At 63.5% G+C, this 26,265-nt stretch carries 25 protein-coding genes; 5 read left to right on the forward strand and 20 right to left on the reverse strand.

Translation table 11 applies throughout. The annotated features are described in order from the left end of the window. Window positions 1-21: 21 nt before the first annotated feature. Window positions 22-1,041, forward strand: coding sequence for a branched-chain amino acid aminotransferase (locus tag UCMB321_RS07665; RefSeq protein WP_040065046.1), 1,020 nt, complete (start codon window positions 22-24; stop codon window positions 1,039-1,041). Between the two features lie 95 nt (window positions 1,042-1,136). Here UCMB321_RS07665 and UCMB321_RS07670 read toward each other — a convergent pair whose 3' ends face one another. The 15 genes from UCMB321_RS07670 to UCMB321_RS07740 all read right to left on the reverse strand — a co-directional run bounded on the left by UCMB321_RS07670 (window position 1,137) and on the right by UCMB321_RS07740 (window position 16,322). Continuing rightward, complete coding sequence (locus UCMB321_RS07670; RefSeq protein ID WP_040065048.1) at window positions 1,137-2,717, reverse strand: aldehyde dehydrogenase (NADP(+)); 1,581 nt, start codon at window positions 2,715-2,717, stop codon at window positions 1,137-1,139. A gap of 21 nt (window positions 2,718-2,738) precedes the next feature. Then, window positions 2,739-4,136, reverse strand: coding sequence for a fosfomycin efflux MFS transporter AbaF (gene abaF / locus UCMB321_RS07675; RefSeq protein ID WP_040065049.1), 1,398 nt, complete (start codon window positions 4,134-4,136; stop codon window positions 2,739-2,741). A 72-nt stretch (window positions 4,137-4,208) separates the two neighbouring features. Further along, window positions 4,209-5,126, reverse strand: coding sequence for a dihydrodipicolinate synthase family protein (locus UCMB321_RS07680; RefSeq protein ID WP_040065050.1), 918 nt, complete (start codon window positions 5,124-5,126; stop codon window positions 4,209-4,211). Between the two features lie 134 nt (window positions 5,127-5,260). Next, window positions 5,261-6,289, reverse strand: a complete 1,029-nt coding sequence (locus tag UCMB321_RS07685; protein WP_040065051.1) for a trans-3-hydroxy-L-proline dehydratase — start codon at window positions 6,287-6,289, stop codon at window positions 5,261-5,263. A 9-nt stretch (window positions 6,290-6,298) separates the two neighbouring features. Beyond that, window positions 6,299-7,021, reverse strand: coding sequence for an amino acid ABC transporter ATP-binding protein (locus UCMB321_RS07690; protein WP_040065053.1), 723 nt, complete (start codon window positions 7,019-7,021; stop codon window positions 6,299-6,301). Next, a complete protein-coding gene (locus tag UCMB321_RS07695; RefSeq protein ID WP_040065054.1) occupies window positions 7,014-7,664 on the reverse strand; it encodes an amino acid ABC transporter permease in 651 nt (216 codons plus the stop codon). The genes UCMB321_RS07690 and UCMB321_RS07695 overlap by 8 nt, the downstream gene beginning before the upstream one ends. Window positions 7,665-7,673: 9 nt before the next feature. Then, window positions 7,674-8,339, reverse strand: coding sequence for an amino acid ABC transporter permease (locus UCMB321_RS07700; RefSeq protein WP_040065055.1), 666 nt, complete (start codon window positions 8,337-8,339; stop codon window positions 7,674-7,676). After that, a complete protein-coding gene (lhpI, locus tag UCMB321_RS07705) occupies window positions 8,332-10,113 on the reverse strand; it encodes a cis-3-hydroxy-L-proline dehydratase (protein ID WP_040065056.1) in 1,782 nt (593 codons plus the stop codon). The genes UCMB321_RS07700 and lhpI overlap by 8 nt, the downstream gene beginning before the upstream one ends. Window positions 10,114-10,123: 10 nt before the next feature. Then, window positions 10,124-10,942, reverse strand: a complete 819-nt coding sequence (locus UCMB321_RS07710; protein WP_040065057.1) for an ABC transporter substrate-binding protein — start codon at window positions 10,940-10,942, stop codon at window positions 10,124-10,126. Between the two features lie 243 nt (window positions 10,943-11,185). Beyond that, window positions 11,186-11,935 (reverse strand): AraC family transcriptional regulator, encoded by a 750-nt coding sequence (locus UCMB321_RS07715; protein WP_040065091.1) that lies wholly within the window; start codon window positions 11,933-11,935, stop codon window positions 11,186-11,188. A gap of 74 nt (window positions 11,936-12,009) precedes the next feature. Further along, window positions 12,010-13,266 (reverse strand): NAD(P)/FAD-dependent oxidoreductase, encoded by a 1,257-nt coding sequence (locus UCMB321_RS07720; RefSeq protein ID WP_040065058.1) that lies wholly within the window; start codon window positions 13,264-13,266, stop codon window positions 12,010-12,012. Next, on the reverse strand, window positions 13,263-13,499 hold the full coding sequence (locus tag UCMB321_RS07725; protein ID WP_040065059.1) for a (2Fe-2S)-binding protein: 237 nt from the start codon (window positions 13,497-13,499) through the stop codon (window positions 13,263-13,265). The genes UCMB321_RS07720 and UCMB321_RS07725 overlap by 4 nt, the downstream gene beginning before the upstream one ends. Beyond that, entirely contained in the window at window positions 13,492-14,607 is a 1,116-nt protein-coding gene (locus UCMB321_RS07730) for an NAD(P)/FAD-dependent oxidoreductase (protein WP_040065060.1), read from the reverse strand. The genes UCMB321_RS07725 and UCMB321_RS07730 overlap by 8 nt, the downstream gene beginning before the upstream one ends. Next, window positions 14,604-15,536 (reverse strand): 4-hydroxyproline epimerase, encoded by a 933-nt coding sequence (locus UCMB321_RS07735; protein ID WP_040065061.1) that lies wholly within the window; start codon window positions 15,534-15,536, stop codon window positions 14,604-14,606. The genes UCMB321_RS07730 and UCMB321_RS07735 overlap by 4 nt, the downstream gene beginning before the upstream one ends. A gap of 114 nt (window positions 15,537-15,650) precedes the next feature. After that, entirely contained in the window at window positions 15,651-16,322 is a 672-nt protein-coding gene (locus UCMB321_RS07740; RefSeq protein WP_209437141.1) for a GntR family transcriptional regulator, read from the reverse strand. Window positions 16,323-16,571: 249 nt separating this feature from the next. Between UCMB321_RS07740 and UCMB321_RS07745 the strand changes: the two genes are divergently transcribed. The 4 genes from UCMB321_RS07745 to UCMB321_RS07760 all read left to right on the forward strand — a co-directional run bounded on the left by UCMB321_RS07745 (window position 16,572) and on the right by UCMB321_RS07760 (window position 21,357). Then, window positions 16,572-17,252 carry a hypothetical protein gene (locus tag UCMB321_RS07745; protein WP_040065062.1) on the forward strand — a complete coding sequence of 227 codons (681 nt, stop codon included), beginning with the start codon at window positions 16,572-16,574 and terminating at the stop codon, window positions 17,250-17,252. Then, entirely contained in the window at window positions 17,245-17,946 is a 702-nt protein-coding gene (locus UCMB321_RS07750; RefSeq protein WP_040065064.1) for an RES domain-containing protein, read from the forward strand. Before UCMB321_RS07745 ends, UCMB321_RS07750 begins: the two co-directional genes overlap by 8 nt. Before the next feature lie 507 nt (window positions 17,947-18,453). Beyond that, a complete protein-coding gene (locus UCMB321_RS31355; protein WP_245220744.1) occupies window positions 18,454-20,358 on the forward strand; it encodes an AAA family ATPase in 1,905 nt (634 codons plus the stop codon). Window positions 20,359-20,361: 3 nt separating this feature from the next. Further along, entirely contained in the window at window positions 20,362-21,357 is a 996-nt protein-coding gene (locus UCMB321_RS07760) for an HNH endonuclease family protein (protein ID WP_040065067.1), read from the forward strand. Here the strand turns inward: UCMB321_RS07760 and UCMB321_RS07765 are convergent, their stop codons facing one another. The 5 genes from UCMB321_RS07765 to UCMB321_RS07785 form a co-directional block, all read right to left on the reverse strand. Further along, window positions 21,358-21,993 carry an START domain-containing protein gene (locus UCMB321_RS07765; RefSeq protein ID WP_040065069.1) on the reverse strand — a complete coding sequence of 212 codons (636 nt, stop codon included), beginning with the start codon at window positions 21,991-21,993 and terminating at the stop codon, window positions 21,358-21,360. Window positions 21,994-22,062: 69 nt separating this feature from the next. Continuing rightward, window positions 22,063-23,214 (reverse strand): ABC transporter ATP-binding protein, encoded by a 1,152-nt coding sequence (locus tag UCMB321_RS07770; RefSeq protein WP_040065071.1) that lies wholly within the window; start codon window positions 23,212-23,214, stop codon window positions 22,063-22,065. 17 nt (window positions 23,215-23,231) lie between these two features. Further along, window positions 23,232-24,041: an ABC transporter permease gene (locus UCMB321_RS07775; protein ID WP_040065074.1), complete on the reverse strand. Its 810-nt coding sequence runs from the start codon at window positions 24,039-24,041 to the stop codon at window positions 23,232-23,234. Window positions 24,042-24,047: 6 nt separating this feature from the next. Next, entirely contained in the window at window positions 24,048-24,989 is a 942-nt protein-coding gene (locus UCMB321_RS07780; protein WP_040065079.1) for an ABC transporter permease, read from the reverse strand. After that, a complete protein-coding gene (locus UCMB321_RS07785) occupies window positions 24,986-26,011 on the reverse strand; it encodes a polyamine ABC transporter substrate-binding protein (protein ID WP_040065080.1) in 1,026 nt (341 codons plus the stop codon). The genes UCMB321_RS07780 and UCMB321_RS07785 overlap by 4 nt, the downstream gene beginning before the upstream one ends. Window positions 26,012-26,265: the final 254 nt, after the last annotated feature.

Below are 26,265 nucleotides of genomic sequence, written 5' to 3' on the forward strand. Positions count from 1 at the left end.
ACAGTCATCAGGAATCGTGACATGGAACAACCACAACTGGATTGGAATAACCTGGGTTTCGGTTACAAGAAAACCGACTTTCGCTACATTTCGCACTGGCGCGATGGTGAGTGGCAAGAAGGTTATCTGACGCAAGATAATCATCTGCATATCAGCGAAGGTTCGGCCGCGCTGCACTATGGCCAGCAGTGTTTCGAGGGGATGAAGGCCTACCGCTGCAAGGATGGCTCCATCAACCTGTTTCGTCCCGATCAGAATGCCGCGCGCATGCAACGCAGTTGCTCGCGGCTTCTGATGCCGACGGTATCGACCGCCCAGTTCATCGATGCGTGCAAGCAGGTGGTCAAGGCCAACGAAAGGTTTCTGCCTCCCTACGGGACAGGCAGCTCCCTGTATCTACGACCTTTCGTGATCGGCGTCGGGGACAACATCGGTGTGCGTAGCGCGCCGGAGTTCATCTTCTGTGTGTTTTGCATTCCGGTCGGCGCGTTGTTCAAGGGTGTGTTGCAGCCCAGCAACTTCATCATCTCGGACTACGACCGCGCAGCCCCCAATGGCACCGGCGCCGCCAAGGTGGGTGGAAACTATGCCGCCAGCCTGTTGCCCGGCACCGAGGCGCGGACAGCCGGTTTTGCCGACTGCATCTATCTCGATCCGCTGACTCATAAAAAGATCGAGGAAGTCGGTTCGGCCAACTTCTTTGCCATCACCTACGACAATACCTTCGTGGCGCCGCGCTCATCTTCGGTGTTGCCCGGCATCACCCGCGCCTCGTTGATCGAGCTTGCCCAAAGCCGCCTGGGGCTGAACGCGGTGGAAGACGATGTCTATATCGACAGCCTGGGTGACTACAAGGAAGCGGGCGCCTGTGGAACCGCGGCGGTTATCACACCGATTGGCGGTATCCACTACAAGGATCGGCTGCATGTGTTCCACAGCGAGCATGAGGCCGGCCCCCTTACCCAACGCTTGTTCAACGAGCTGACGGGTATCCAGAACGGTGATATCGAGGCTCCGGCAGGCTGGATCGAAAAGGTCTGAGGCCGTTACGGGCAGCGGGACTCCAGCGTCCCGCTGCCATAGCCGATTTCAGGGCAGTACCGGCAGCGGAAGGTGCCCGATCACCGGCGAAGGGTTCATAGGGGATTGCGGTGGCTGGTGCCGTCGACCAGGCGATTGATACCCAGTGGGTTGGCGTTTTGCAGCGCTTTGGGGAGTAAGGCATCCGGGCAATTCTGGTAGCACACCGGACGCAGGAAGCGCTCGATGGCCAGGCTGCCGACCGACGTGCCGCGGGCATCGGAAGTGGCCGGGTAAGGCCCGCCGTGGACCATCGCATCACAGACTTCGACTCCCGTCGGATAGCCGTTGAACAACACCCGGCCGACCTTTTGCTCCAGCAGCGGCAGCAGCTCGCCGTGGCCTTGCAGATCGCCAGCCTCGGCAATCAGCGTGGCCGTGAGTTGACCGTGCAGGCACTGTAGCGTGCGTTGCAGTTCGGCTTTGTCGGCCACTTCAACCACGATAGTGGTCGGGCCGAAGACTTCTTCCTGCAACAGCGGATCGCCGTCGAACAGCAGGTTGACGTCAGCCTTGAACAGCTGTGGCTGTGCCTGGTTGCCCTGCTGAGGCTGGCCGGCCAGATGACGGATGCCAGGATGATCGAGCAAGGCCTGCACACCGTTGCGGTAGCTGCGTAGCGTGCCGGCGTTGAGCATGGTTTGCGCCGGTTGCTCGTTCATCAAGGTGCCGAGCAGGGCCGTGAAGGCGCTGAACCTTGGCGAAGCGATGCCGATCACCAGGCCCGGATTGGTACAGAACTGCCCGCAACCCTGCACCACCGAAGCCACCAGCTCACGGGCGATGGTTTCGCCGCGCAGGTGCAAGGCTTCGGGCAACACCACGACCGGGTTGATGCTGCTCATTTCGGCGAACACCGGAATCGGTTGTGGCCGTGCGGCGGCCATGTCGCAGAGCGCGCGGCCGCCCGTCAGCGAGCCGGTGAAGCCGACTGCCTGAATCGCCGGATGCTTGACCAGTGCTTCACCAACCCCTGCGCCGTAGATCATGTTGAACACGCCCTTGGGCATGTCGGTGTGCTCGGCGGCACGGATGATCGCATCGGCCACCTGTTCCGCGGTTGCCATATGCCCGCTATGGGCCTTGAACACCACCGGACAACCCGCGGCCAGCGCGGCAGCGGTATCGCCGCCGGCGGTGGAGAACGCCAGCGGGAAATTGCTCGCGCCGAACACCGCGACCGGACCGACGCCGATCCGGTACTGGCGCAGGTCGACCCGTGGCAGCGGCTGACGTTCGGGCAAGGCGCGGTCGATGCGCGCACCATAGAAATCACCACGGCGCAGGACCTGCGCGAACAGGCGCATCTGGCCACTGGTACGAGCGCGTTCGCCCTGGATACGAGCGCTCGGGAGCGCTGTCTCGCGGGTAACCAGAGCGACGAACTCATCGTCCAGCGCATCCAGTTGCGCGGCGATGGCGTCAAGAAAATCCGCACGCCGGTGGGCCGACAGTGAGCTGAAGACCGGGTACGCCGATGCGGCGGCTCGGGCGGCGGCGTCCACTTCATCACCCGTGGCCTGCATGAACACGAAGGGCAGGGCTTCACCGGTGTTGGCGTCATGGCTGTGCAGGGTGAGGTTGCCGGCGGCGCTACGCGCACCGCCGATGTAGTTGTGACCGATGATCTCGGGCATGGAAAACTCCTGTGATTAAGCTCAAGCCAGTGAGTCGCCCCGGCGTGGCGTGGCGGGTTCGGCACCATCGAAGGCGCGGATACGCGCAGCCGATTCGGCGTCCACGGCGTGCAGCGATTTGCCACGGGTTTCGCGGGTCAGGCCAACGGCGACGAGGGAAATCAGCGCAGCGCCGACCAGGTAGAAGGCGATCGGTGTCGAGCTGTGGTACTGGTTGAGCAGGGTGAGGGCAATCAGCGGCGCCAGTGAGCCGGCGAAAATCGGCGCTACCTGATAACACAACGACAGCGCGGTGTAGCGCACGTGGGTTGGGAACATTTCGGCCATCAGCGCCGAGTAGGGCGCGTAGGTCATCGACTCGATGGCCAGGCCCAGGGTGATGGCCGCCATGATCAGCCAGTTGTTGCCGGTGTCCATCATGGGGAAGCCGATGAAGCCCCAGAACGCGGTGAGCACCGCGCCGGTCAGGTACACCGGTTTACGTCCGATCAGATCGGACAGATAACCCATCAGCGGGATCAGGAAGAAATGCAGCAGGTGTGCGCCGAACATCAGCAGCAGAACCTGTGAAGTGTCCTTGTGCACCACCAGTTTCAGATAAGTGATCGAGAAGGTCACCACGGTGTAGTAGAGGATGTTTTCGGCAAACCGCGCGCCGATACCGACCAGCACGGCACGCCAGTGATGACGCAACACCTCGACCACGCCCAGCTGCTGTTGCTTGTTCTGTGCCTGGCGCGCTTGAGCTTTCTTGAAGATCGGCGCGTCATCGACGCTGGTGCGAATCCAGTAGCCGATCAACACCACCACCGCCGAGAACCAGAACGCGACGCGCCAGCCCCAGGCAAGGAACTGCGCCTCCGACAGATTCGAGGACAACAGCAGCAGGGCGATGGTGGCGACCAGGTTGCCGGCCGGAACACCGGCTTGCGGCCAACTGGCCCAGAAGCCTCGACGATTGTCCGGACAGTGTTCGGACACCAGCAGAATCGCACCGCCCCATTCACCGCCAAACGCGAAACCCTGGATCAGCCGCAACACCACCAGCAACACCGGTGCCGCGTAGCCGATCTGGTCGAAGCCGGGCAGGCAACCCATCAGGAAGGTGGTGATGCCGACCACCACCAGGCTCAGTTGCAGCAGGCGCTTGCGGCCGAATTTGTCACCGTAGTGGCCGAACACCAGGCCACCCAGCGGGCGGGCGAGAAAGCCGACGGCATACAGGGCGAAGGCGGCGAGGATGCCATCGACCGGGCTGTCGGTCTGGCGAAAGAACAGCTGGCCGAAGACCAGTGCCGAGGCAGTGCCATAAAGAAAGAATTCATACCACTCGGCGACAGTGCCGGCCATGGCGGCGGCCACGACACGCTTCAGTCCTGAAGCGGTGGTGGCGCGGGAGGTGCTTCGAGGGTTGGACATGCTGGCGTTTCCTGTAGAGGTGCAAGGACAGGCAGCCGGGCCGGACCCGCAAAGGGTCCGCCCGGCAATCACTCAGAGACCGACGTCCGGCAGTGGCGGACGATTGGCCAGGGCCTTGGCCATGATCTGCTCGACGAACACCCGGTCGGCTTCCGGCAAGGCCAGGCGCGGTGGGCGGGTCAGGGCGCTGCCGCGACCGGCAATGGCTTCGCACAGCTTGATGCACTGCACCAGGTCCGCCCGGGCGTCGAGGTGCAGGATCGGCATCAGCCATTCGTAGATCGGCATGGCCTCGGCGAAGCGACCGGCCTTGGCCAGGCGGAAGATGGTTTCGCCTTCTTTCGGGAACACGTTGGACATGCCCGAGACCCAGCCTTCGGCCCCCACCGCGATGCTTTCCAGCACCACATCGTCGAGACCGGCGAACAGCACGAAACGGTCGCCGACTTCATTGCGTACGTCGATGAAGCGCCGGGTGTCGCCGGAGGAGTCCTTGAAGCACACCACGTTGTCGCAGTCGGCCAGGGAAATCAGGATGTCCGGGGTCACGTCGTTCTTGTAGATCGGCGGGTTGTTGTAAACCATCAACGGCACGTCGGCGTTTTTCGCCACATAGCGGTAGTGCTCGGCGGTCTCGAAGGGCTTGGAGCCGTAGACCAGCGCCGGCATCAGCATCACGCCGTCGACGCCGGCCCTGCGCACCGCGTTGGCCACCTTGGCCGCTTGCACGCTGGTGAACTCGGCCACGCCGCAAATCACCGGCACGCGGCCGCGGGCGGCATCGACCGCGACTTCGGTCACGGCGATCTTTTCTTCGGCGCTCAGCGAAGTGTTTTCCCCCACCGAACCACACACCACCAGGCCCGAGACGCCGTCGCGGATCACGTTGGAGATCACTTGGTGGGTCTTTTCCAGGTTGATGGAGAAGTCGTCGTTGAATTGAGTGGTGACCGCCGGGAAGACGCCGCTCCAGTTGATGCGTTTGCTCATGATGCACTCCAGTGGTTAAACGTATTTCGTATACGATATTTTAAGTGAAAAAATTAGACCAGTGTTTTTTCGCCGGGCGCCGTCATGGCGCCACCGGTTTGTCTCAATCAGCCGTCAAGCAGGGGCGTTGGCGCTCAGGCACCGGGCCAGGTGTCCGACAACCGGTAGCCTTCCGGCCACGGATCGCTCGGGTCGAGCAGCAATTGATGGGTGCCGGTGATCCAGGCCCGGCCGGAAAGGCACGGATAGATCGCCGTACGCCCGGCCACCTCGGTCAGGGAGTCGATGCGGCAATGGAACTCCGAGCCGATGATCGAGCGTCCGATAAAGCGCTCCCCGACCTTCAGCACACCCTTGGCCTGCAGCACCGCCATGCGCGCCGAGCAACCGGTGCCACAGGGCGAACGGTCGATCTTGCCGGGGCGGATCACCACGGCGTTGGCCGCGCTGGCGACGCCGTTCTCGTAGACCACGGGCGCGGCGATCTGGCAGAAGGAGATATGCGACCAGTCCGGGTTCAGCGGGTGGACGAAGCCCAACTGCTCGTTGGCGGCCCGGGTAATCTTCAGGCCGATCTCGACCAGGTCCCTGGCTTCGTCGGGTCGAATGGCAAAGCCCAGGCGTTGGGCGTCGACGATGGCGAAGCTGTCGCCGCCATAGGCGGTGTCGACCTGGATCGAACCCAGGCCCTCGACTTCGATCCAGGCGTCGAGACGGTCGGCGAACGACGGGACGTTCTTGATTTCCACCCGCTGGACCTTGCCGTCCTTGCACTCGGCCACGGCTTCGATGAGTCCGCCGGGGGCTTCGAGGACCAGCCGGGTCTGTGGCTCGGTCATCGGCAGGATGCCGCTGTCGAGCAGCACAGTGGACACGCACAGAGAATTGGAACCGGACATCGGCGGGGTATCGGCCGGTTCCATGATGATCCAGGCCATCTGCGCCCGCGGGTCCTTGGCCGGCACCAGCAGGTTGACGTGGCGGAACACCCCGCCACGCGGTTCGTTGAGGACGAAATTGCGCAGGGTCTGGTCCTCGGCGATCCAGCGCGACTGTTCCCACACCGTGGCCCCGGGCGGCGGCGCGACGCCACCGACAATCACATCGCCGACTTCACCTTCGGCATGGCAGCTGACCACGTGAACGATTTTCGATGAGCGCATCGGGTGCTCCTATTTGACCGATTTGAGGAACGCCGCCGTTTCCGGCTGCATGGGATTACCGATGACCTGGTCGGGCGCGCCGATCTCGTGCACCAGGCCGTTGCGGAAGAACGCCACGCGATCGGACACGTCGCGTGCAAAGCGGATTTCGTGGGTCACCAAGACCATGGTCATGCCGTCTTCGGCGAGCATGCGCATGGTGTCCAACACTTCGCCCACCAGTTGCGGATCGAGGGCCGAGGTGGCTTCGTCGAACAGCATGTAGTCCGGTGACATGGCCAGGGCCCGGGCAATCGCCATGCGCTGTTGCTGGCCGCCGGAGAGCTTGCCGGGAAAGGTCTTGAGCTTGTCGCCCAGGCCCACGTGGGTCAGCTGCCGGACCGCCAGTTCTTCGGCTTCCTGCTTGCTCCTGCCGAGCACCTTGCGCGGCGCCAGCATCACGTTTTCCAGCACGGTCAGGTGCGGGAAGGCGTTCCACTGCTGGAACACGATGCCGATCTTCTGCCGCAGGCGGTTGAGGTCGGTGGCCTTGTCGTGGACCTCGATGCCGTCGACGCGGATGTTGCCCTTGTGAATCGATTCCAGGCCGTTGATGCACATCAGCAGGGTCGATTTACCCGAGCCGGAGCCGCCGATGATCGACACCACCTCGCCCTTGTCCACCGTCAGGCTGACGCCCTTGACCACTTCGAGGTCGCCGAAGGATTTGTGTACGTTGTCGATCTCAATCATTTTCTTGCCACCTTCTTTCCAGACGAGCGCCGAGGCGAGCGACCACCAGGCTCATGACGTAGTAGATAAGGCCCGCGATGCACAGCACCAGCAGCGGTTCCTGGATGCGCGTGACGATGGTTTGCGAGGCGCGCAGCAGTTCGACGATGCCGATCCACATCACCAGCGCGGTGTCCTTCATCACCCCGAGCACCAGGTTCAGCCAGCCGGGGAAGGCCACCCGGGTGGCCATCGGCAGGACGATCCAGCGCAGGTCCTGGACAAAGCTCAGGCCCAGCGAGCGACTGGCCCGGCGCAGGGTCAGCGGCACCGACAGCACGCCACCGCGGACGATCTCGGTGAAGTACGCGGCGGTGTAGACCCCGAGCACGATGCAGCCGACGCCGAAGGCGCTGATGTTCAAGCCGACGATGCTTTTCAGCGAATTGAACAGGACGAACTGGATCAGCAACGGAATGCTGCGAAACGCATCCAGCACCCAGGCCAGGGGCAGGCTGGCGCGTGGCAGCAGGGCGCGCAGCAGACCGAACAACAGCCCGCTGCAAGAGCCGAGGAGGATCGCCCAGCCGGTCAGTTGCAGCGTGACCCAGGCGCCGTTGAGCAGGAACAGCAGGTCATTCCAGGACAAACTGGTGGAAAACATGGTCACTCCTCAGTAGCGGAACAGCCGCCAGGCCATCAGCCGGGCCGCCGCGACGATCGCCTTGGCAATCAGGTAATACAGTACCGCGGCAATGGCGAAGAACTCGAAGGTGCGGAACGTCTTGACGTTGTATTCCTGGGTCACCCCGGTGAGGTCATTGTTCAGTCCGACCACCACCCCCAGCGACGTCATCAACACCGCCCAGACCATTTGGTTGCTCAGCGGATAGAAGACGATGCGCAGCAACTGCGGGACGATGATCATCCGGTAGGCCTGGAAGGCGCTCATGCCCAGCGAGCGTGCGGCGCGCACTTGCGTATCGGGCACCGCCTTGAGGCCGCCGCGAAAGTTTTCCGCGAGATAACCGGCGTTGTTGAAGGTGATCCCGGCAAGCAGCGCCAACCAGGAACTGACATGCAGGTCCAGCGAGCCGAGGCCGAAGTAGAGGATGTAGACCTGGAACAGCGACGGGGTGTTGCGGGCAATCGACACCCAGCCGTTACCGATGCCACGCAACAACGGATTGCGGGTTTCGCGCATCACCGTCAGGGCCAGGGCGATCAGTACCCCGAAGATCATCGACAAGGCGGCGGTCTCGAAGGTGACGAGGGCCCCGCCGAGCATGTCCGGCAAGGCGCGCAGGGCCGCGCGCCATTGAAAGGTGTAGTCAAGCATGCGCGAGATTCTCCAGTGGGACGGCAGGCGCCAACCAGGCTGGCAAACGCCCGCTGGCGGTGGCGGTGCAGGCGGCGTCGACGCATTCGGCGAGGCTGGCGAAGTGCACCTTGCGGCCCACCAGCCCGGGCGCGTAGTGGGCGTACTTGCCCGAGTTGGTCATCAGGGTCTTGGCGGCCAACGGGATCACCGGCTCGCCGAGCATGCACCAGCAGGTGTCCGTGACCAGGGTGGCGCCGAAAGCTTCGATCACCGCGACATGCCCGGCGGCGCGGGCCTGTTCCAATACCGCGCGGCCGCAGGTGATGGCGAGGACCACCTCGGGGTGCTTGTGTCGACCCCGGCATAGACGGGCCAGGTGGGCAAATTCGCCGAGGGAGAAATGCGGGTTGCCCAGGGACACCACATCCACCCGGCGGTCGCGGGCACTGTTGAGTTCACGCCAGCTGAGCAGCAGGTCCTGCAGGCGGATTTTTTCCACGGGGATCGCGACGTCCGGCTCCAGCACCTGGGCCGGGTCGAGTGCCTCCGGCGTCACTCCGGCGATATGAAACAGCGGCGCGGCGGACGTGGTGGCGAAGGCCGCGCCGAAGGCTTTCAGATCGTCCAGGCTCGGTTGGCGCTGTTCCAGCCCCAGCACCAACGGAATCCGGCTGCCGGCCAGGGTGCCGATGTGATAACCGAGCAGCGGGTAGAACGCATCATCCAGTTCGCCCAGGGCGGGCAGTTCGATTTTCAGCCGGGCCTTGCGTTGGGTCTCCAGATGGCAGCCAATCAACGGCGCACGACCGGTCAGGGCAATGCAGATATCCAGGTAGTCCGGGTACTTCAGGGTGCGTGCGCCGAGCACGCTGTTGGCGTAGACCACGGCGTTGGATTCGGCCCAGACGATCTGTTCGCCGACCTTCGGCGCGCTGTCGAGCAAGTAGGGCGCGCAGGTGAAACTGAGCTGCGCGCCCATTGCCATATACGCATCGCCCAAGGCACTGGCGGGCACTCCCAGTGCCGGGTCGATGCCCAACTCGCGCCAGCGGCGCTGGTCGACCGAGATGGAGTTGAGGGTGGTCGGTACCCGTACTTTTGCCCCCCACTGCACCCACTGTTCGGCAAAGCGCAGGCTCGCAGGTCCCGTATAGATGCAGCCGTCGATGTGTGCCTGGGTGACATCCACCAGGCTGCTGGCACCTTGCAGTTGCGCCATGCGCAGGACGATCCGCATGGCGACCTGGGCGGCCTTGCCGTATTGGCCATCGAGCAGCGCCACGTCGTATTCGTTGAGTTGGATCGAGTCGTCGGTTTTTTCGCTGGGCAACGCTTTGTCGAGTGTCTGTCCGGCAGTCTCGGGCACCTGTTCGAACAGCGTCACGCCGGCGCCTTCGACCCGCGCGAAGACCTTGCCGCGCAAGGCGGCGAAGGCCTCCCGGCCGATGCACAGCACCGGCAGGGAACGCTCGAAAAGGGTCTGTGCCACCAGCACGCCCAGGGTCAGGATCTCATCCGGTTCGGCCAGCACCAAGGCGGCGGGTGCATGACCGTTGCTGATCAGCTCCATCATCACGCTGCTGCCGGTGCAGGAACCGCGGCCGCTGGGCAGCGCCAGCACGCGACCGGCCAGGTGCTCGCCACTCAAGGGGTGATGGCGGTCGATCACCTCGCCACTGAAGGGATCGACTCCGCCCCAGAAACTCAGGCCGACATCGGCGAACAGCAGGGGACCTTGGGCGGCCCCCTCGACCAGGCTGCGTCCGATCAAGGAAGTGGGCGTGCTGGGCATTCAGCTTTCCTCAGTAGTAGACGTGGGGCACGGTCAGGTCGGTCGGTGGAATCTCGGTCCCGACCCATTTGACGAACAGCTCCTTGTAACGTCCGGTACGCACCTGCTGGTTGACGAACAGGTTGAGGTAGTTGATCAGGCCATACTCGTTGCGCTTGGCACCCAGCGAGACATAGTCGATGACATACGGGGCATCGCCGGCGACCTTCAGGTTCTTGTACTTGCCTGATTTAAGCGTAGCGGCTGCCACGGTATTGGTGACGACGGTAGCGTCGATATGGCCCTGGGCGACGGCCAGGATGGTGTCGTTCTGCGATTGGTAGGCTCGGAAGCTACCCGTTCCCCAGCTCTTCTGGTCCTTTTCCAGGGCGATGGCTTCGAAGGTGCCGCTGGTGTTGCCGACCGGCTTGCCCTTGAGGTCTTCGTACTTGTTGATACCGGTGTCGCTACGGGTCAGGACCACCATCTGGAAGGCGAAGTAGGGATGGGACAGGCCCACGGTCTTGGCCCGTTCGAGAGTGTCGGAAGTGGAGGCGACGATCACGTCGGCACGGCCCGAGACCAGCGCCGGAATCCGATCCGGAAACGGTGTCTCGACGATCTCGGCATCGACCCCGAGGATTTTCGCCAGGTCGTTGCAATAGTCGACGTCGAAGCCCACCGGCTTGTTGCTCTCGTCGCGGGAGCCCATCGGCGGGAAGTCCAGGGTCACGGCGCAGCGCAGTTTGCCCGAACCGATGATGTCGTCGAGCTTGTCGGCCTGGGCCGTGGCGATAAAGGCGGTACTGAGAACAGCGCTGAGGGCTACGGCAAATGTGCGGTTTTTCATAGAGGCCTCGTGGTCGGTTGAGTGCTGTTGGATATCGTATTGTGAATTTCGTATACGATATTTAATTAGCAATGAGCGTGCCTGTTTTTCCGCGATCGCGCGAATGACCGTCGAGGCCATGGGCTAGAGATGTTGCGGAGTTGTCGGGGGCGCAAACGCGAGAACGCTGGGTATTGGCGAGGTGTTACAGAAGGGAGCAACAGGACACATCGCGCCCCTTAAAGGAACACTCGCCCCGCGCCCTCAGCGACGACTGTCGCGATACTGGCTGGGTGCAAGGCCGGTCAGGGCGCGGAACTGCCGGCTGAACGCGCTATGGTCGGTGTAACCGCAGCGCAGGGCGATTTCGGTGATCGGCAAGTCGGTGTGCAGCAACAGCCGCGAGGACTCCTCCAGGCGGGCCTTGTGAATCATCTGTCGTGGGGTGAGCTGGAACACCCGCTTGCAGTGGCGTTCCAGTTGCGCCACGGAAAACCCGGCGATCGCCGTCAGTTCGGCGAGGCTGATGGGCCGGGCGAAATGGCTGCGGATATGGGCATCCACCGCGGCGAGTTTCGGGAAGGCCGGATGACTGGACTGGGGTAATTGCAAATCGCGGGAGATTCCGGCGAGGCCGACGATATGACCTTGCGGGTCGAGCAGCGCGAGTTTGTGGGTCAGGCACCAGACCGGCTGGTTGCCGTAATAGAGGTGCAGTTCGAGTTGGTCGGCCAGCTCGCGACCGCTCGCCAGCACCCGGCGATCCTGCGCGGTGTACAGCGGACCGAAGCGTTCCGGGAAGACCATTTCGGCGGTGCGCCCGAGCAGCTCGGCGCTCTGTTTGAAGCCGCAGCGCCGCGCCAGGGTCTGGTTGACGAAGACGTAGCGGGCCTCGCGGTCCTTGATGAAGAACACCACGTCCGAGAGGGTATCGAGCAGCGGCGCGATCGACTGCAAATTGCTCAGCAGCGTGGGCAGGTCGCAGGGTTTGAAGTGGCTGAGCGAGGCATGCATGGCGCTGGAGGTCCGATGGCGATCTCCGCGATCATAGAGACTCGGCGCCAGGCCCGGAAGCCCCGGGCCGGTCTTCAGGCCGGCGGTGAGTCGTCCAGGCATGACAGGGTCTCGATCCGGGCCGGGCTGAAGGGCGGACGCGGTGCCGAGGGTTGCCAGCCGAACAGGTGCTGCGTGGCGGCGCCACAGACCCGCCCCTGGCAGGCGCCCATCCCGCAGCGACTGGCCAGTTTGGCCGCGCGCCAGTCGGTGTGTGTCGCCAGTGCCGAGTAAGGGACGTCTTCGCAGCGGCACACCAGGGTATCGGGTTGCGCCAGTGACTTGAGCCGCGGGTCGAGGCTGAAGGTGCTGTTCAAGGTGTTGGCAAAGCCCTGCCAGCGTGCACGCCGAGGCCACAACGCCTGGGCTTGCCGACGATCGCCGACAGCCGCGTAACCGGCAATCGCGCCTTCGACCAACGCCAGCTCACTGCCCCCGAAACCGGTGCATTCGCCCGCCGCATAGTGATCGGCGCGGCTGCTGGCTTGCCAGGTATCGACCGTCAGCACCTGGCCATCGAGTTCACAGCCCAGGGCCTGGCCGAGCTGGGTGTTGGGGATCAGGCCGAAGCCGCAGGCCAGGCGATCGCAGGCCAGCTCGACGATTTTTCCCTGCTGTTGCAGGCGCACGCCTTCCAGGCGATCGGTGCCCAAGGCGGCGAGTACGTGGGTGCCGGTTCGATAATGGTGGTCGAACAAGCTGAACGACTGCAGCAGTTTGTCCGGCCAGCGTGGCAGTTGCGCGGCGAAAGCGGCGACGGCGGCGCTGCCCGCCTGCTCGGCGATGCGCAGCACACGGGCGCCGTTGTGCCTGGCCGTCGCGGCGCTGGCCAGCAGCAGCGGTCCGCTGCCGGCGATCACCAGGCGTTGATCGCGCACCGGTAGTCCGCCCTTGACCAGCGCCTGGAGTCCGCCGACACCGGTCACACCGGGCAAGGTCCAGCCGGGGAAGGGCAGCAGCAATTCGCGTGCGCCGGTACACAGGATCAACTTGTCGTAACCCAGGACCCAGCCGCGCTCATCATTCTCGACCAGCAGCTGTTTCGGGCCGGCACAGGCAATCACCCGCGTGCTGGCATGGCGGCGGACATTGCCGCAGTTCTCCAGTTGCTCGCGCAGGCGCTGGGCCTGTTTCGGCAGCTTGGCCTGGGGGCCGTCGCGCCAGATCTGTCCGCCCGGCAGCGGGTTGTCGTCGAGGATGACGATGCGTGCGCTGCTTGGCGCCGCGGCGAGCGCGGCGGCCATGCCGGCGGGGCCGGCACCAATGATCAGCAGGTCGGCGTGTTCGCTCATGCCTGAGTCTCCACCCGCATGCCGTCACGGCAGAGGGTCTGGCAGGCCAGGCGGCGTCGACCGTCGATACTCACCCGGCATTCCTGGCAAATACCCATGCCGCACAGCGGGGCGCGACGTTGACCACTGACCGAGGTCCGGGTGCAGCCGTCGCCGCCCAGGGCCAATGCCGCCGCCACGCTGGTGCCCTCGGCGACCCTCAGTGTACGACCGTCGCAGATCAATTCAGGCATATACAGGCTCCCCGAGAAAACGTTGTGGCAGATAAGGCTGCGCGGCCAGCGGCGGTGTTTCATCGAACAGCTGCGCCACCAGCAGGTCGGCGGTACCGGGTGCCGTGGTGACCCCCAGGCCTTCGTGGCCGACGGCCAGCCACAGGCCTTTGCGTTGCGGGTGCTGGCCCACCAGCGGCAAGCCGTCAGGGCTGGCGGCGCGAAACCCGGTCCAGGCACGGATGGCGTTGAGTTGCGCCAGCCCGGGCATGTACTCGGTGGCGCGCTTGAGCATCCTGGCGAGCATCCAGCCTTCGACCTGCGGATCGGTGGTGCCGAATTGTCGCGAGGCGCCGATAAACAGCTGCCCGGTCGGGCGCGGCTGGATATTGCACGCCGTCGAGGGGCCACTGGCGTTGTGGGCACTGGTGACGTAACCGAGCTCCACCAGCGTGTGGGTGACTTTTCCGGGGTAGCGATCGGTGATCAGCAAGTGGCCTTTCTTCGGTTCGATCGGCAATTCCGGGCACAGCTCGTTGGCCTGGATGCCATTGGCCAGAATCACCGCATCGGCCTTCAGCCAGTGACCGTCATCGAGGCGCACGCGGTGACCATCGACTTCACCGACCCGCGCCCGGCGCTGGTTTATATGAGGTGTTTCGAGCATCCAGCGGGCGGTTGCCGGGGCATAGAGAATGCCGTCGCCATTGATCAACAGCCCGCCTTCCAGGCCTTCGCGCAATTCGGGTTCGCGTTGGCGCAAGGCGTCCCGGCTGAGCAACTCGCAGGCCACGCCTTGGGCCTGCAGGTTCAGGTATTTGCTCTGGGCGACGGCCATCTCTTCGGCATTGGCCGCCAGCCAGAGGGTACCGTTGCGGCGGTAGGCGCAGCTATTGGGCATGGCCGGCGCCAGTGCACGCCAGCGTTGCAGGGAATATTGGCTGAGGGCCAGTTCGGCCGGGTTATCGTCGAGCACCAGCAAATGCCCCATGCCCGCCGCCGTCGCCCCGGGCAGGCCAGCATCCAGCACCAGCACCTGCAAGCCGCGCCGGGCCAGCGCCTGGGCACAGGCGGCGCCGATGATGCCGGCGCCGATCACGATCACATCGGCCACCCGGCCCTCGTTCACGGGCGAATGCCCCAGGCGAACGGGTCGTCCTGCTCGATGATCAGGCTGGCTTCGGCGCTGATGAAGGCACGGCCGCGAATGGTCGGCACGATGCGTTCGCCCTGGCGTTCGTAGGAACCCTCGAACTGGCTGCCGATGACACTGGCCTGACGCCAGATCTGTCCCGGTTGCAACTTGTCGTCGGCCGCCAGGCACGCCAGCTTGGCGCTGGTGCCCGTGCCGCAGGGGGAGCGGTCGTAGGCCTTGCCGGGGCAGAGGACGAAGTTGCGGCTGTCAGCGTGCGGGTCATCGGCGAACAGCTCGATATGATCGATCAGGCCGCCGTCTTCGCCGCGAATCCCCTGGGCTTCGAGTGCCTGCTGGACGGCGAAGGTATAGGCGGTCAGTGCCTCTAGATTGTCGCCGGCGATGTCCAGGCCATGTTCGGCGATCAGGAAGAACCAGTTGCCGCCCCAGGCGATATCGCCAATGACCTGGCCGATGCCTGGCACCTCCAGCGTCACGGCCTTGCGGTAACGGTAGGCCGGAACATTGCGCACGCTCACCGAACCGTTTTCGTGCAGGGTCGCCTGCACCGTGCCCACCGGGGTTTCGATGCTATGCACGCCCGGGCCGATCTTGCCCAGGTGTGCCAGCGAGGCCACCAGGCCGATGGTGCCGTGGCCGCACATGCCGAGGTAGCCGGTGTTGTTGAAGAAAATCACTCCGGCACAAGCGTTCGGGTCCACCGGTTCACAAAGCAGCGCGCCGACCAGCACATCGCTGCCCCGTGGTTCGAGCACGCAGGCCGCGCGCCACTGGTCATGCTGTTCGGCCAGGCGCTGGCGCCGCTCGGCCATGCTGCCGCTGCCCAGGTCAGGAAAACCGGCGGTCACCAGGCGGGTGGGTTCGCCGCCGGTGTGGGAGTCGATCACGGTGATGCGTTTCATGGGAGGGCCACGTCCGTTCAGATGAGTGAACGAAAGAGTGGCCTGTGGAGGGGCGTTCCGGCTTGAGGGTTTTATCCTGTGCCGATGACGAAATCGGCACAGTGCGCCACGCGGTCAGTGGCTGTGGGGCAGGTGTTCGAACAGGGTCTTGCAGACGCCGGCGATATGTTCGTCGAGCAGCTTCACCGCGAGATCCACGTCACCGGCGCGACAGGCCGCCAGAATCTCCCGGTGTTCGTGGTCGGCGCGCTCCTTGCCGGCGGACAGGCTCATCTGCATGCGCAGGTAGCGCTCCAGCTTGTCGTTGACCGAGCGGATCAGCCCGACCAGGAACGGTCGTTGCGCCGGTTCGTAGAGACAGGCGTGCAGTTCCCAGTTGAGTTCGGCCCAGCGGCCCACGTCGTCTTCGCCGATGAACTCCTGGCAGATGCGCTCGGCACGAGCGAAGGTTTCTTCGGTCATGTTCGGAATCGCCAGGCGCAGCACCTTGTCCTCCAGCAGCATGCGCACTTCGAACATCTGCGCCAGTTCCGCATCGGAAACCCGCGTGACCATCGCCCCGCGATTGCGCTGGAACATCACCAGGCCTTCGGCTTCCAGGCGCTTGAGGGCCTCGCGCACCGGAATCTTGCTGACGTTGAACTGGCGGGCGATATCGTCCTGGCGAATCGGCTCATCCTCGGCGAAATGGCCGGCGACGATGGCGTCGCGCAGATGGCGGGTGATGATTTCCGACGTCGAAGGCGAATTGCCAAGGTCGGGGGCGTTGAGTTTGGGTAGGGCCACGGTTCTGATCGTTCGAAGGGAGTTGTGCAGATGGTATACGAAATCGTGTCGGTGTTCCTGGGGGATGGTCTGAACGGTTGAGTCATTCTGTGGATCGCCGCAGTTTCGTTCCGGAGCCACTGACGGTGGATTTCATCCGACCGCCAAACGGTCTGCGCTCCCACTGAAAAGGCGAGTAAGATTGCTTCAGTTGGATTATTAGCGTTACCATGATTTTGTGATAATCGTACTAATTTTTGGAGTGCAGGTATGGGCCTCGTTCATGAATCTTCTCGGGTTTCCCGGGTTTCCGCTGTGGCGGGGACTGCTCGGGAGATGCGCGGCCAACTTGAGAAAAGCGTTGCCGAGCGACTGATCGTCGTAGAGGTCGAGCATGCCAGTGAGCATGCGATGCGTGCGATGGCTGAGACCATGACCAGCATCGCCATGCTGGTCGACACCTCACTGAAAGTGCACGACCGACATTTGCTCGAGTCCTTGGTCGATGCGCTGGTAGCCAAGACGCCACCTTCACCGAACCTCATCAAAGAGGCCGGCATGATTGCCCGGTCGCGCCAAGCCGTGCTTGAGGGGGCGGATTGGCTGACAGCAGCGCAGGTGGCGAAACTGGCTGACTTGAGTCTCAGTAACCCCAGTACCCAGCCCAACAAATGGAAACGCCTGCGCCAGATATTCGCGATCCATCACCATGGCGTGGACTACTTCCCAGGTTATGGTCTGGACCCCAATACCGGCTACCGACCACTCAAGGCGCTCAGCAAGGTGCTGGAGGTATTTGACGGTCAGAAGGATGGCTGGGGGTTGGCTTACTGGTTTCTGTCGGCCAACAGTTTTCTGGGAGGACGGCGTCCTCAGGATCTATTGGCGAGCGAACCGGATCGTGTCACCGCAGCAGCACAGGACGAGGTGCAGGAGGTAGCCCATGGCTAGGCCTCCAGAGAAGGTGTTGTCTGAGGCCGATCACTCGCAAATGCACACGTTGATGGAAACGCCCAAGCCGCCGAAGGTGCTTCGAGTCACCGCCATGACCTTGCCCAAGAAGACTGTCCTGCATCGGATTCATCTGGAACAGTACCGGGCAGGGCAGTTCAATCCGGGCATCAGGGGCAATGCTCGCTTCAGCCCGATTCAAACCGCCGACGGGCAACCTATTCCGACCCTCTATGGCGCCAGCACCTTCGCCGCAGCCGCCATGGAAACGGTGTTTCATGATGTCCCCCATGCGGCGGGTTACAAAAGCTTCGATAAGCGAAAGCTCGCAGGGCAGGTCCATTCTGAAGTGCGAAGCACGGGGGATCTGGTGCTGGCTGATTTGGGGAGTGTGGCGCTTCGCAAGTTGGGCGTACCGCGCAAGCATCTGATTGATACCGAGAAGGACCAGTATCCGGCAACACGCCAGTGGGCGGTGGCGATCCACGAACAGTGCCCTGACATACAGGGGGTGTCCTGGGTCTCACGGCAGGATGATTCGGCCCGCGCGGTCATGTTGTTCGGTGACCGTATACCCGATGGCGCTCTGCGTCAGCAGGGAACATCCCGCAGTTTGCTGCAGGATGAGGACACCTACGCGGAAGTATTGGCGTTGGCCGAACGTATTGGCGTGGATATTGTGCCTGGGGGTTAAGTTAAGCGAATCCACATCACTCGATGGCTTCATAGGGATGGGGCCGTCCGACATATCGATTTTGGGGGAGAGCGACAGCCTTTCCCTGGCTGCTTAGGGAAGAGAGTCATGCAACGCGTTGATCGCAGTTCCGTGCCACCACCGAGTCTGTTGCAAAGCCGGGAGGCCAGCCTCAGCAGGCAAGCGCTGGCCGATTATTTTCTGGCGGACCAGACGAAGAGGGCACAGACCCGGGCCCCGGTGTTGGACCTTGATCTGGATCATGCATCCGTTCACGTAAGCCTAAGCCGGCTGTTTCGCGGCAAGTGCGCGTTCTGTGAAAGCGCTGTCCCCACGTCTCCTTACCGGTTTCGTCCAGACCTGGGTGCCACCCCCGTAGAGCGAATGCCAGATGCGCATCTGTATTACGTCTGGCTAGGCAGCGCCTGGGAGAATATCTATTCCCTATGCAAGGGCTGCAAACCCGACCGACCGGAATACTTCCCGGTTCGGGGCAGGCGCTCATCGTTGCCTACCGAGCTGCAGCTTGAAACCTATGTACTGGAGAACCTGGGCACATGGCCCGGCTATCCGCTCAAGGAGCGGCATGTCCTGCTCGATCCCTGCGAGCGAATCAATATTGCTGATCACCTGTCTGTCGATCTTTCGGGCGAGCTGTCTGCACTGACAGAGCGTGGACGTGAAACGATTACTCATTTCAAGCTCAATCGCGGTCAGTTGCTCAAGCAGCGTGCGAGCAAGCTCAAGGTGTATTTCGATGAACTGATCGACGAGCAGCTTTCTCGGTCGGAGGAGGACAAGCTGTTCCCGCCGGTCCTTGATTTTGCCGCGATGGAGTTTGGCGGTCTCTGGTACCTGCTGTGCCGTCGCATAGTGTTGGAGCTTTCACCGGCTCGAGTGCCGCCGCTGGCACTTTCGCCTGGTCGCATTGGTGCGACGCTGCGCACGATTGTCCGAAACCTGAGTTTTCAAGACTGGTGTGGAGGGCTTGAAGCCAGGCTGGCACTTGCGGATGTGCAAAGGCTCGTCCAGGCGCCAGAGCCGCCGTCGGCCTTGCCTCGGGAGTACTCGCCACTGGCCTCGGTTCACTTGAACAATTTCAAGGGAATCGAGCAACTCGAACTGCTGATGCCATCCGCGCAGGAGGCTCCAACGCCGAACGTGAGGCCGGCTCAACCGGCCTTGCTGGTCCTGGGTGAAAATGCCGCCGGCAAGAGCTCCATCCTCGAAGCCACGGCCCTGGCGCTGTGCTCCGAAGAGGCCCGCGCGCAACTACCGATCGACGTTGCCTCGCTACCCCTCGATCCTGAGTTGTTGGGTGCAGGACAGGTGCCGCGATGCACTTCGGCGACGGTGACCGTCACCTTCCAGAACGCCAGTAAACGAGAACTGATCATCGCCGGCGGAACCTACTGGCACGAAGGCACCCCCATCGCGCCACCGGTCTTTGCCTACGGCGCCTTCCGCCAATACCAGAAACAGGTGCGGCGCTACAGCCCGGGCAAATCGATCATCAACCTCTTCGACTCCACGGCCCTGTTGTCCAACCCGGAAAAATGGTTGTTGGGCCTCAAGCAGGTCGAGTTCGACAGTGTGGTGCGAGCGCTGCGGGATATCCTCTCCATCGAGGGCGAGTTCGAGGTCATGGAGCGCGATTTCGAAAACCAGCGCTGCCTGATCGTCACGGCGGCTGCCGGTAGCCAGGCCCTGTGCCGAACCCCGCTGAGCCTGGCGTCCTCGGGCTATCGCTCGGTGCTGGCGATGGTCTGCGACATCATCCAGGGCTTGATGAATCGGCGCATCAACCCTCACTTCGAAAGCCTGGAAACCGCCCAGGCCGTGGTCCTGATCGACGAGGTCGAAGCCCACCTGCATCCTCGCTGGAAGATCCAGATCATGGGTGCACTGCGCAGCGCCTTGCCGAACGTGACCTTTATCGCTACCACCCACGATCCGCTGTGCCTGCGCGGCATGCGGGACGGCGAGGTGATCGTCATGCAGCGGGTCGCCAGCGCGGACAATCCCGACAGCGAGTGGCCGGTCATGGTGGAGCAGGTGATCCGGCTCCCCAACGTCAGCCAACTGACCATCGAGCAGTTGCTGACCTCGGACTTTTTCAGCCTCAGTTCCACCGACCAGCCGGACACCGAGCGCGAGCTGGCGATGTTCGCCGACCTGCTGGCGGCCCGGGAGCGGGGCCAGCCTCTGAGCGACGCCCAGCAGCAGGCCTGGAGCCGTTTCGAACGGGATATCAGCGATGCCTTGCCGGTGGGGGCCACCGAAGTTCAGCGGCTGGTGCAGGAAGCGGTGGTGGAGTATCTGCAAAACCGTCGACAGGCCAGTGCGCTCAAACTCGGCGAGCTACGGGAAAAATCCAGACAGCGGATCCTCGCTATCCTGGAGGGAATCTGAAGCATGCGCGCCGTCATTCGAACGACTGCCAAGGCGCCGCAGGCGCTGTCCGGAGCCGACTCGCCCGCCGCCAGGGAGCTGCAAAAGCTCAAGGCCTGGTTTGCCGCGCCTGTCGGCAGCCCGCCGGCTTTTACGGTGTACAAGGCCGACAGCGTCAAGCAGCAGCTCGACGAGCTGTTCCACGGCAAATGCGCCTATTGCGAAAGCTTCTTCGCCTCGACCGCGCCGGTGGATGTCGAGCATTACCGGCCCAAGGGCGCGGTGTCCGAGGACGCCAGCCATCCCGGCTATTGGTGGGTCGCCATGGATTGGGACAACCTGTTGCCCAGTTGCATCGACTGCAATCGCAAGCGCAAGCAGGTCACCCCCAGGCTCTCGGCCAGGCTGCTGACGCTGCGGGACGACCGCCAGGGGTTCAACCAGGGCCGCCTGCTGCTCTCCGGGAAGAAGGACAGCTTTCCGATCCTCGGCCAGCGCGCCATGTCCGACGCGGCGGACCTTGCCGCCGAGTACCCGCTGCTGCTCGATCCGTGCCGCGACAACCCGGACGAACACCTGAAATTCCATATCGACCGGAGCAACCTGATCGGCCTGGTACTGCCCAGACCTCACACGGGCGCGGACCTTGTGCCCATGGCCGAAGCCGTCATGGACGACCATCTCCAGGACGCGTTGACAGCCGGCGTGAGCCTCAAGGGCAGCGTCTCGATTCATGTCTACGGCCTTAACCGCCTGGGCCTGGTGCAGGAGCGCACACGGCTGCTGCGCCAGCTGGAGTTCCTGGAAATGCTGGCGCTGGAAGTGGGGGAGATGGCGGACAAGCTGGTACCTGATCCCGAGGCGCCGCCCTCCGCCACGGTTGCCAGTATCGCCAAGCGCCTGTACCTGCTCCAGGACCGGGTCCTCGGGGAAATGAAGCGCATGGCCCGGCCCGAGGCGCCTTACTCAGCCATGGTCCGGGCCTGGATCGAGGATTTCAAGGTACGCTTGCAGGCCTGACTACGGCGTCGTTTCCACGCTGCGTACGCCCTGATGCTCGGCCACCGCGCGCAAGGTCTTGAGGCTGATCATGGGCGCGTCGACCACGAACCGATTGGCCAGCCAGGAGGGGATATCGCCGGCCGGTTCGGCTTGCAGTTCATAGATCACCCGGGTTTGCCGGTCGCTTTCCGGGCGCATGGTCCAGGTGCCTTTCAGCTGGCGGACACGGATCTGTCCCGGTGTGGCGGGCACGAAGCCGGGCACGGCTTCCAGCCGCCGGGTCAGGCTGCCGTCGTCGGCGCGTTCGCTGTGCACGTGAATCACCATGTCGCGGGTTTGCGCCGGCCACGGCAACGCGGTGGTGAGGTAGACCCAGGTGTCGTCGCCGTCATTTTTCAGCAGGCGCATGTCGGCGCAGGCATACAGCCACTTGCAGGCCACCCGGAGGTTTTCCTGCAGGTCGCTCAGGGTGCCGACATCGGCCTTGATCTCCACCTCGCCACGAAAGCTCTGGTAGCGTGAACCCGGGACGTGGCGCAGGTAGACCTGAATACCGTCTTCGTCCTTGGCCAGGTGCCAGTCCGTGGGCGCCGCCAGTGTCGCCGTGCAGAGCAGGGCACTGGCCAGCGCTGTGGCAGATAACAGGATGTTCATTCGGCTCTCCGGGTTGCACGGCCAACAGGGCATGGCTACCCAGATATAACACCTGAATCCGGGTTTTATTCAATGGGCGCCGGCCGCCTTGTTCAGGTCACCCTCGCTCCACTGCGTATAGACGCAGGCATCGGCGCTGGCCCAGCGCACCCGTACCGGATCGCCGGCCTTGAGTGGCATGCCGGTGGCCGACAGCGCCTTGACCGTCATCGCCGTGCCGCCATCGGTCATCACGCTGCAGGTCTGGCTTTCGCCGAGGAAGAGCATTTCGCCGACCTTGGCCGGTACCTCGTTCCAGCCCGCCGGCAGTGGTTCGGCGGCGGCCTGTGCGAGGCTCAGGGCCAGGGCCTTCTCCGGACGCACCATCAGCAACAGCGGCTGGTCGTTGGAAACCCCGGAGGTCGGCCGGATTGCCAGGGCTTGCCCCTCGAAATCCCCCGTGGCGTTGCCCCGGGCCTTGAGCTTGAGGAAGTTCGAGTTGCCGAGGAACGAGGCGACAAAGGCGTTCGGTGGGTTCTGGTAGAGGTCGTAGCCGCTGCCCAGGCCGACGATCTTGCCGTGGCTGAAGATCGCGATGCGTTGGGACAGACGCATGGCTTCTTCCTGGTCATGGGTCACGTAGACAATGGTGATGCCCAGCCGGCGATGCAGTTGGCGCAGTTCGTCCTGCAGGTCTTCGCGCAGCTTCTTGTCCAGGGCACCGAGGGGTTCGTCCATCAGCAGGATGCGCGGTTCGTAGACCAGCGCCCGGGCAATCGCCACGCGCTGTTGCTGGCCGCCGGAGAGCTGGGACGGGCGACGATGGGCAAAGGCTTCGAGCTGGACCAGCTTGAGCATCGCCTCGACCCGGCGTGAGCGCTCCTCGTTGCTGAGCTTGCGCAAGGTCAGCGGGAAGGCGATGTTGTCCCGCACCGAAAGGTGCGGAAACAGCGAGTAACGCTGGAACACCATGCCGATGTCGCGCTTGTGTGGCGGTACCTTGACCAGGGACTGTCCACTCACCAGGATCTCGCCGCTGCTGGGCGTCTCGAAACCGGCCAGCATCGACAGGGTAGTGCTTTTGCCCGAGCCGCTGGAACCGAGAAAGGTGAGGAATTCACCGTCGCGGATCTCCAGGGAAATGTTGTCCACGGCGGCGAAGTCGCCGTAGTGCTTGTTCAGGTTGCGCAGGCTGACCAGGGGGCGGTCCTGCTGCGCGGGGTCTTTGATCACGGCACTCATGTTCTACTCCTTGGCGCTCAGGCGCGCAGTTCATTGCGCCGGCGCAGGGCGGCGGCGATCACCATCACCAGCACCGACAGGCCGATCAGCAGCGTCGAAGCGACGGCGATCACCGGGGTCAGGTCCTGGCGCAAGGTGGTCCACATTTTCACGGGCAAGGTTTGCAGGGTCGGGCTGGCCATCATCACGCTCAGCACCACTTCATCCCACGACACCAGGAAGGCGAACAGCGCACCGGCCACCATGCCGGGGCGAATCGCCGGAAAGGTCACCTTGAACACCGCCTGCAGGCGCGAAGCCCCGCAGATCACCGCGGCGTCCTCGATCGACTGGTCGAACAGCTTCAGCGAGTTGATGATCGAGATGATGGTGAAGGGCAGCGCGACAATGACATGGCTGACCACGAAGGCGAACATCGTCCCGGTGTAGCCGAGCTTGAGAAACAACGCGTACACCGCCACGGCGATGATCACCAGGGGCACGATCATCGGCAGGGTGAACAGGGCGTAGAGCAGTTCCCGCCCGGGGAAGCGCCCGCGCACCAGGGCGAAGGCCGTCGGCAGGCCGAGGGCGACCGCGAAGACGGTGGTCAGGATCGCCACCTTCAAGCTGGCCATCGCGGCGTTCATCCAGTCGGTGTTGGAAAAGAACTGGCCGTACCATTTCAGCGTCCAGCCCGGTGGCGGAAACACCAGCCACTGGGAGGAGCCGAACGACAGCAGCACGATGAACACGATCGGCAGCAGCAGGAACAACGCGATCAGCCCGGTGGTGAGGTAGAGGCCCAGGCGCAGGCGCCGGCTCATGGCATTGGGAGTCAGGAGCATGGCGGCTTACCTCGCGTTACGGGCGCCGACCGGGGATTCCGGCTGGAGCTTCAGGTAGAAGTAGAACAACACCAGGGTGATCAGGATCAGCAGGGCGGCGCCGGCGCTGGCCAGGCCCCAGTTGAGGAACGACTGCACCTGTTGAATGATGAACTCCGGCAGCATCATGTTCTGCGCGCCGCCCAGCAGGGCCGGCGTGACGTAGTAGCCCAGGGACATGACGAAGACCATCAGCCCGCCGGAAAACAGCCCCGGCCGGCACAGCGGCAGGAACACCCGCAGGAAGTTGGTCCAGGGACTGGCCCCGCAGATGGCGCCGGCCTGCAGGATCATCGGGTCGATGGCCTGCATGGTCGCCTGCAACGGCAGGACGATGAACGGGATCATGATGTAGCTCATGCCGATCACCACGCCGGTCAGGTTGTGCACCATCTCCAGCGGCTGGTCGATGATGCCCATGGCCATCAACGCCTTGTTGATCACTCCGGAGGCCTGTAACAGCACCAGCCACGAATAGGTCCGGGCCAGCAGGCTGGTCCACATCGACAGCAGCACGATACTCAGCAGCCAGCGACCCCAGCCACGCGGCACCAGGGTGATCGCCCAGGCCAGGGGGAAGCCCAGCAGCAGGCTGAACAGCGTGACCAGCCCGGCCACCGAGAAGGTGTTGAGCAGGACCCGCGCATAGGCCGAGTTGGCGAACAGCTGCTGGTAGTTCTCAAGCCCCGGCGTGGGTTCCAGGACGCCGCGCAGCAACAGGCCGATCAGTGGCGCGAGGAAAAACACGCCGAGGAACAGCAGGGCGGGTAACAGGTTACCGGCCCCTCGCCAGCGCTGCGCATACGAGGACTGCCGCATGACCGCCGCCTTGCTGCTGACCAGGCCGGCAGCACCAGGGGCGCTCCCGGTCGGACGGGTGTCAGTGGAGAGCGTGGCCGCCATTTTCATTTGACCAGCCATTCGTTCCACCGTGTCGCAATGGCCGGACCGTTCTTGGCCCAGTACGCGAAGTCGAGGGTGATCTGATCCTTAGCGTAGGCAGTCGGCAGGTTCGGTGCCAGTACCGAGTCCAGGCGGGCGACGCTGTCGACGTTGACCGGGGCATAGGCGGTCAGGTTGGAGAAGTCGGCCTGGCCCTTGGCGCTGCTGGCATTGGCCAGGAACTTCATGGCCGCCGCCTTGTTCTTGGAACCTTTAGGCACGACCAGGATGTCGGCCATGACCAGGTTCTGTTTCCAGCTCACGCCCACCGGTGCGCCGTCCTGCTGCAAGGCGTAGATCCGGCCGTTCCAGAACTGCCCGAGGCTGGCTTCACCCGAGGCCAGCAGTTGCTGGGATTGCGCGCCGCCGCCCCACCAGACGATGTCTTTCTTGATGGTGTCGAGTTTCTTGAAGGCGCGGTCCAGGTCCAGCGGGTAGAGCTTGTCGGAGGGGACTCCGTCGGCCAGCAGGGCCAGTTCCAGCACGCCGGGGCTTGGCCATTTGTACAGGGCGCGTTTGCCCGGGTAGGTCTTGGTGTCGAACAGGGCGCTCCAGTCCTGCGGCTTGCCGGCACCCAGCTTGCCTTGGTTGTAGCCGAGCACGAAGGAGAAGTAGAACGAACCGACGCCGTGGTCGGAGACGAAACGCGGGTCGATCTTGTCGCGCTGGATCTGGCTGAAGTCCAGCGGTTCGAGCAGGCCTTCGGCGGCGGCGCGCAGGGCGAAATCGGCTTCGACGTCGACCACGTCCCACTGCACGTTACCGCTTTCGACCATGGCCTTGAGCTTGCCGTAGTCGGTGGGGCCGTCCTGGACCACGTTGATGCCGCTGGCCTTGCTGAACGGGTCGGCCCAGGCCTGCTTCTGCGCGTCCTGGGTGCTGCCGCCCCAGCTGACGAAGTTCACGCTTTCGGCCGCCATGGCGACGTTGCAGGCCAGGGTCAGCAAGCCTGCGGCCAGTACGGCGGTTGCACCTTTGTTCAACACCATTTTCACGCCCTCATTTGTTGTGTTTTTGAGCGGGTTGTTGATGCCCGCCTATCGGGAGCAGTAGGTCCATCGGAGCCCTTTGAGGCGACCCTGCCAAGGGGTGTTGCGTGTGCTTTCCCTGTCGGGGGTACTGGGAAAAAACTCTCCGGTCTACGGAATATCATATTATGGTATTCCAAACTTTCTGCAAGCACTTTGCCTGACCGGTGATCCGGCCTTTACGCTTTTTTGAGCTGGGTATGCCGATATTTCTG

Source organism: Pseudomonas batumici, assembly GCF_000820515.1.
Lineage (GTDB): Bacteria > Pseudomonadota > Gammaproteobacteria > Pseudomonadales > Pseudomonadaceae > Aquipseudomonas > Aquipseudomonas batumici.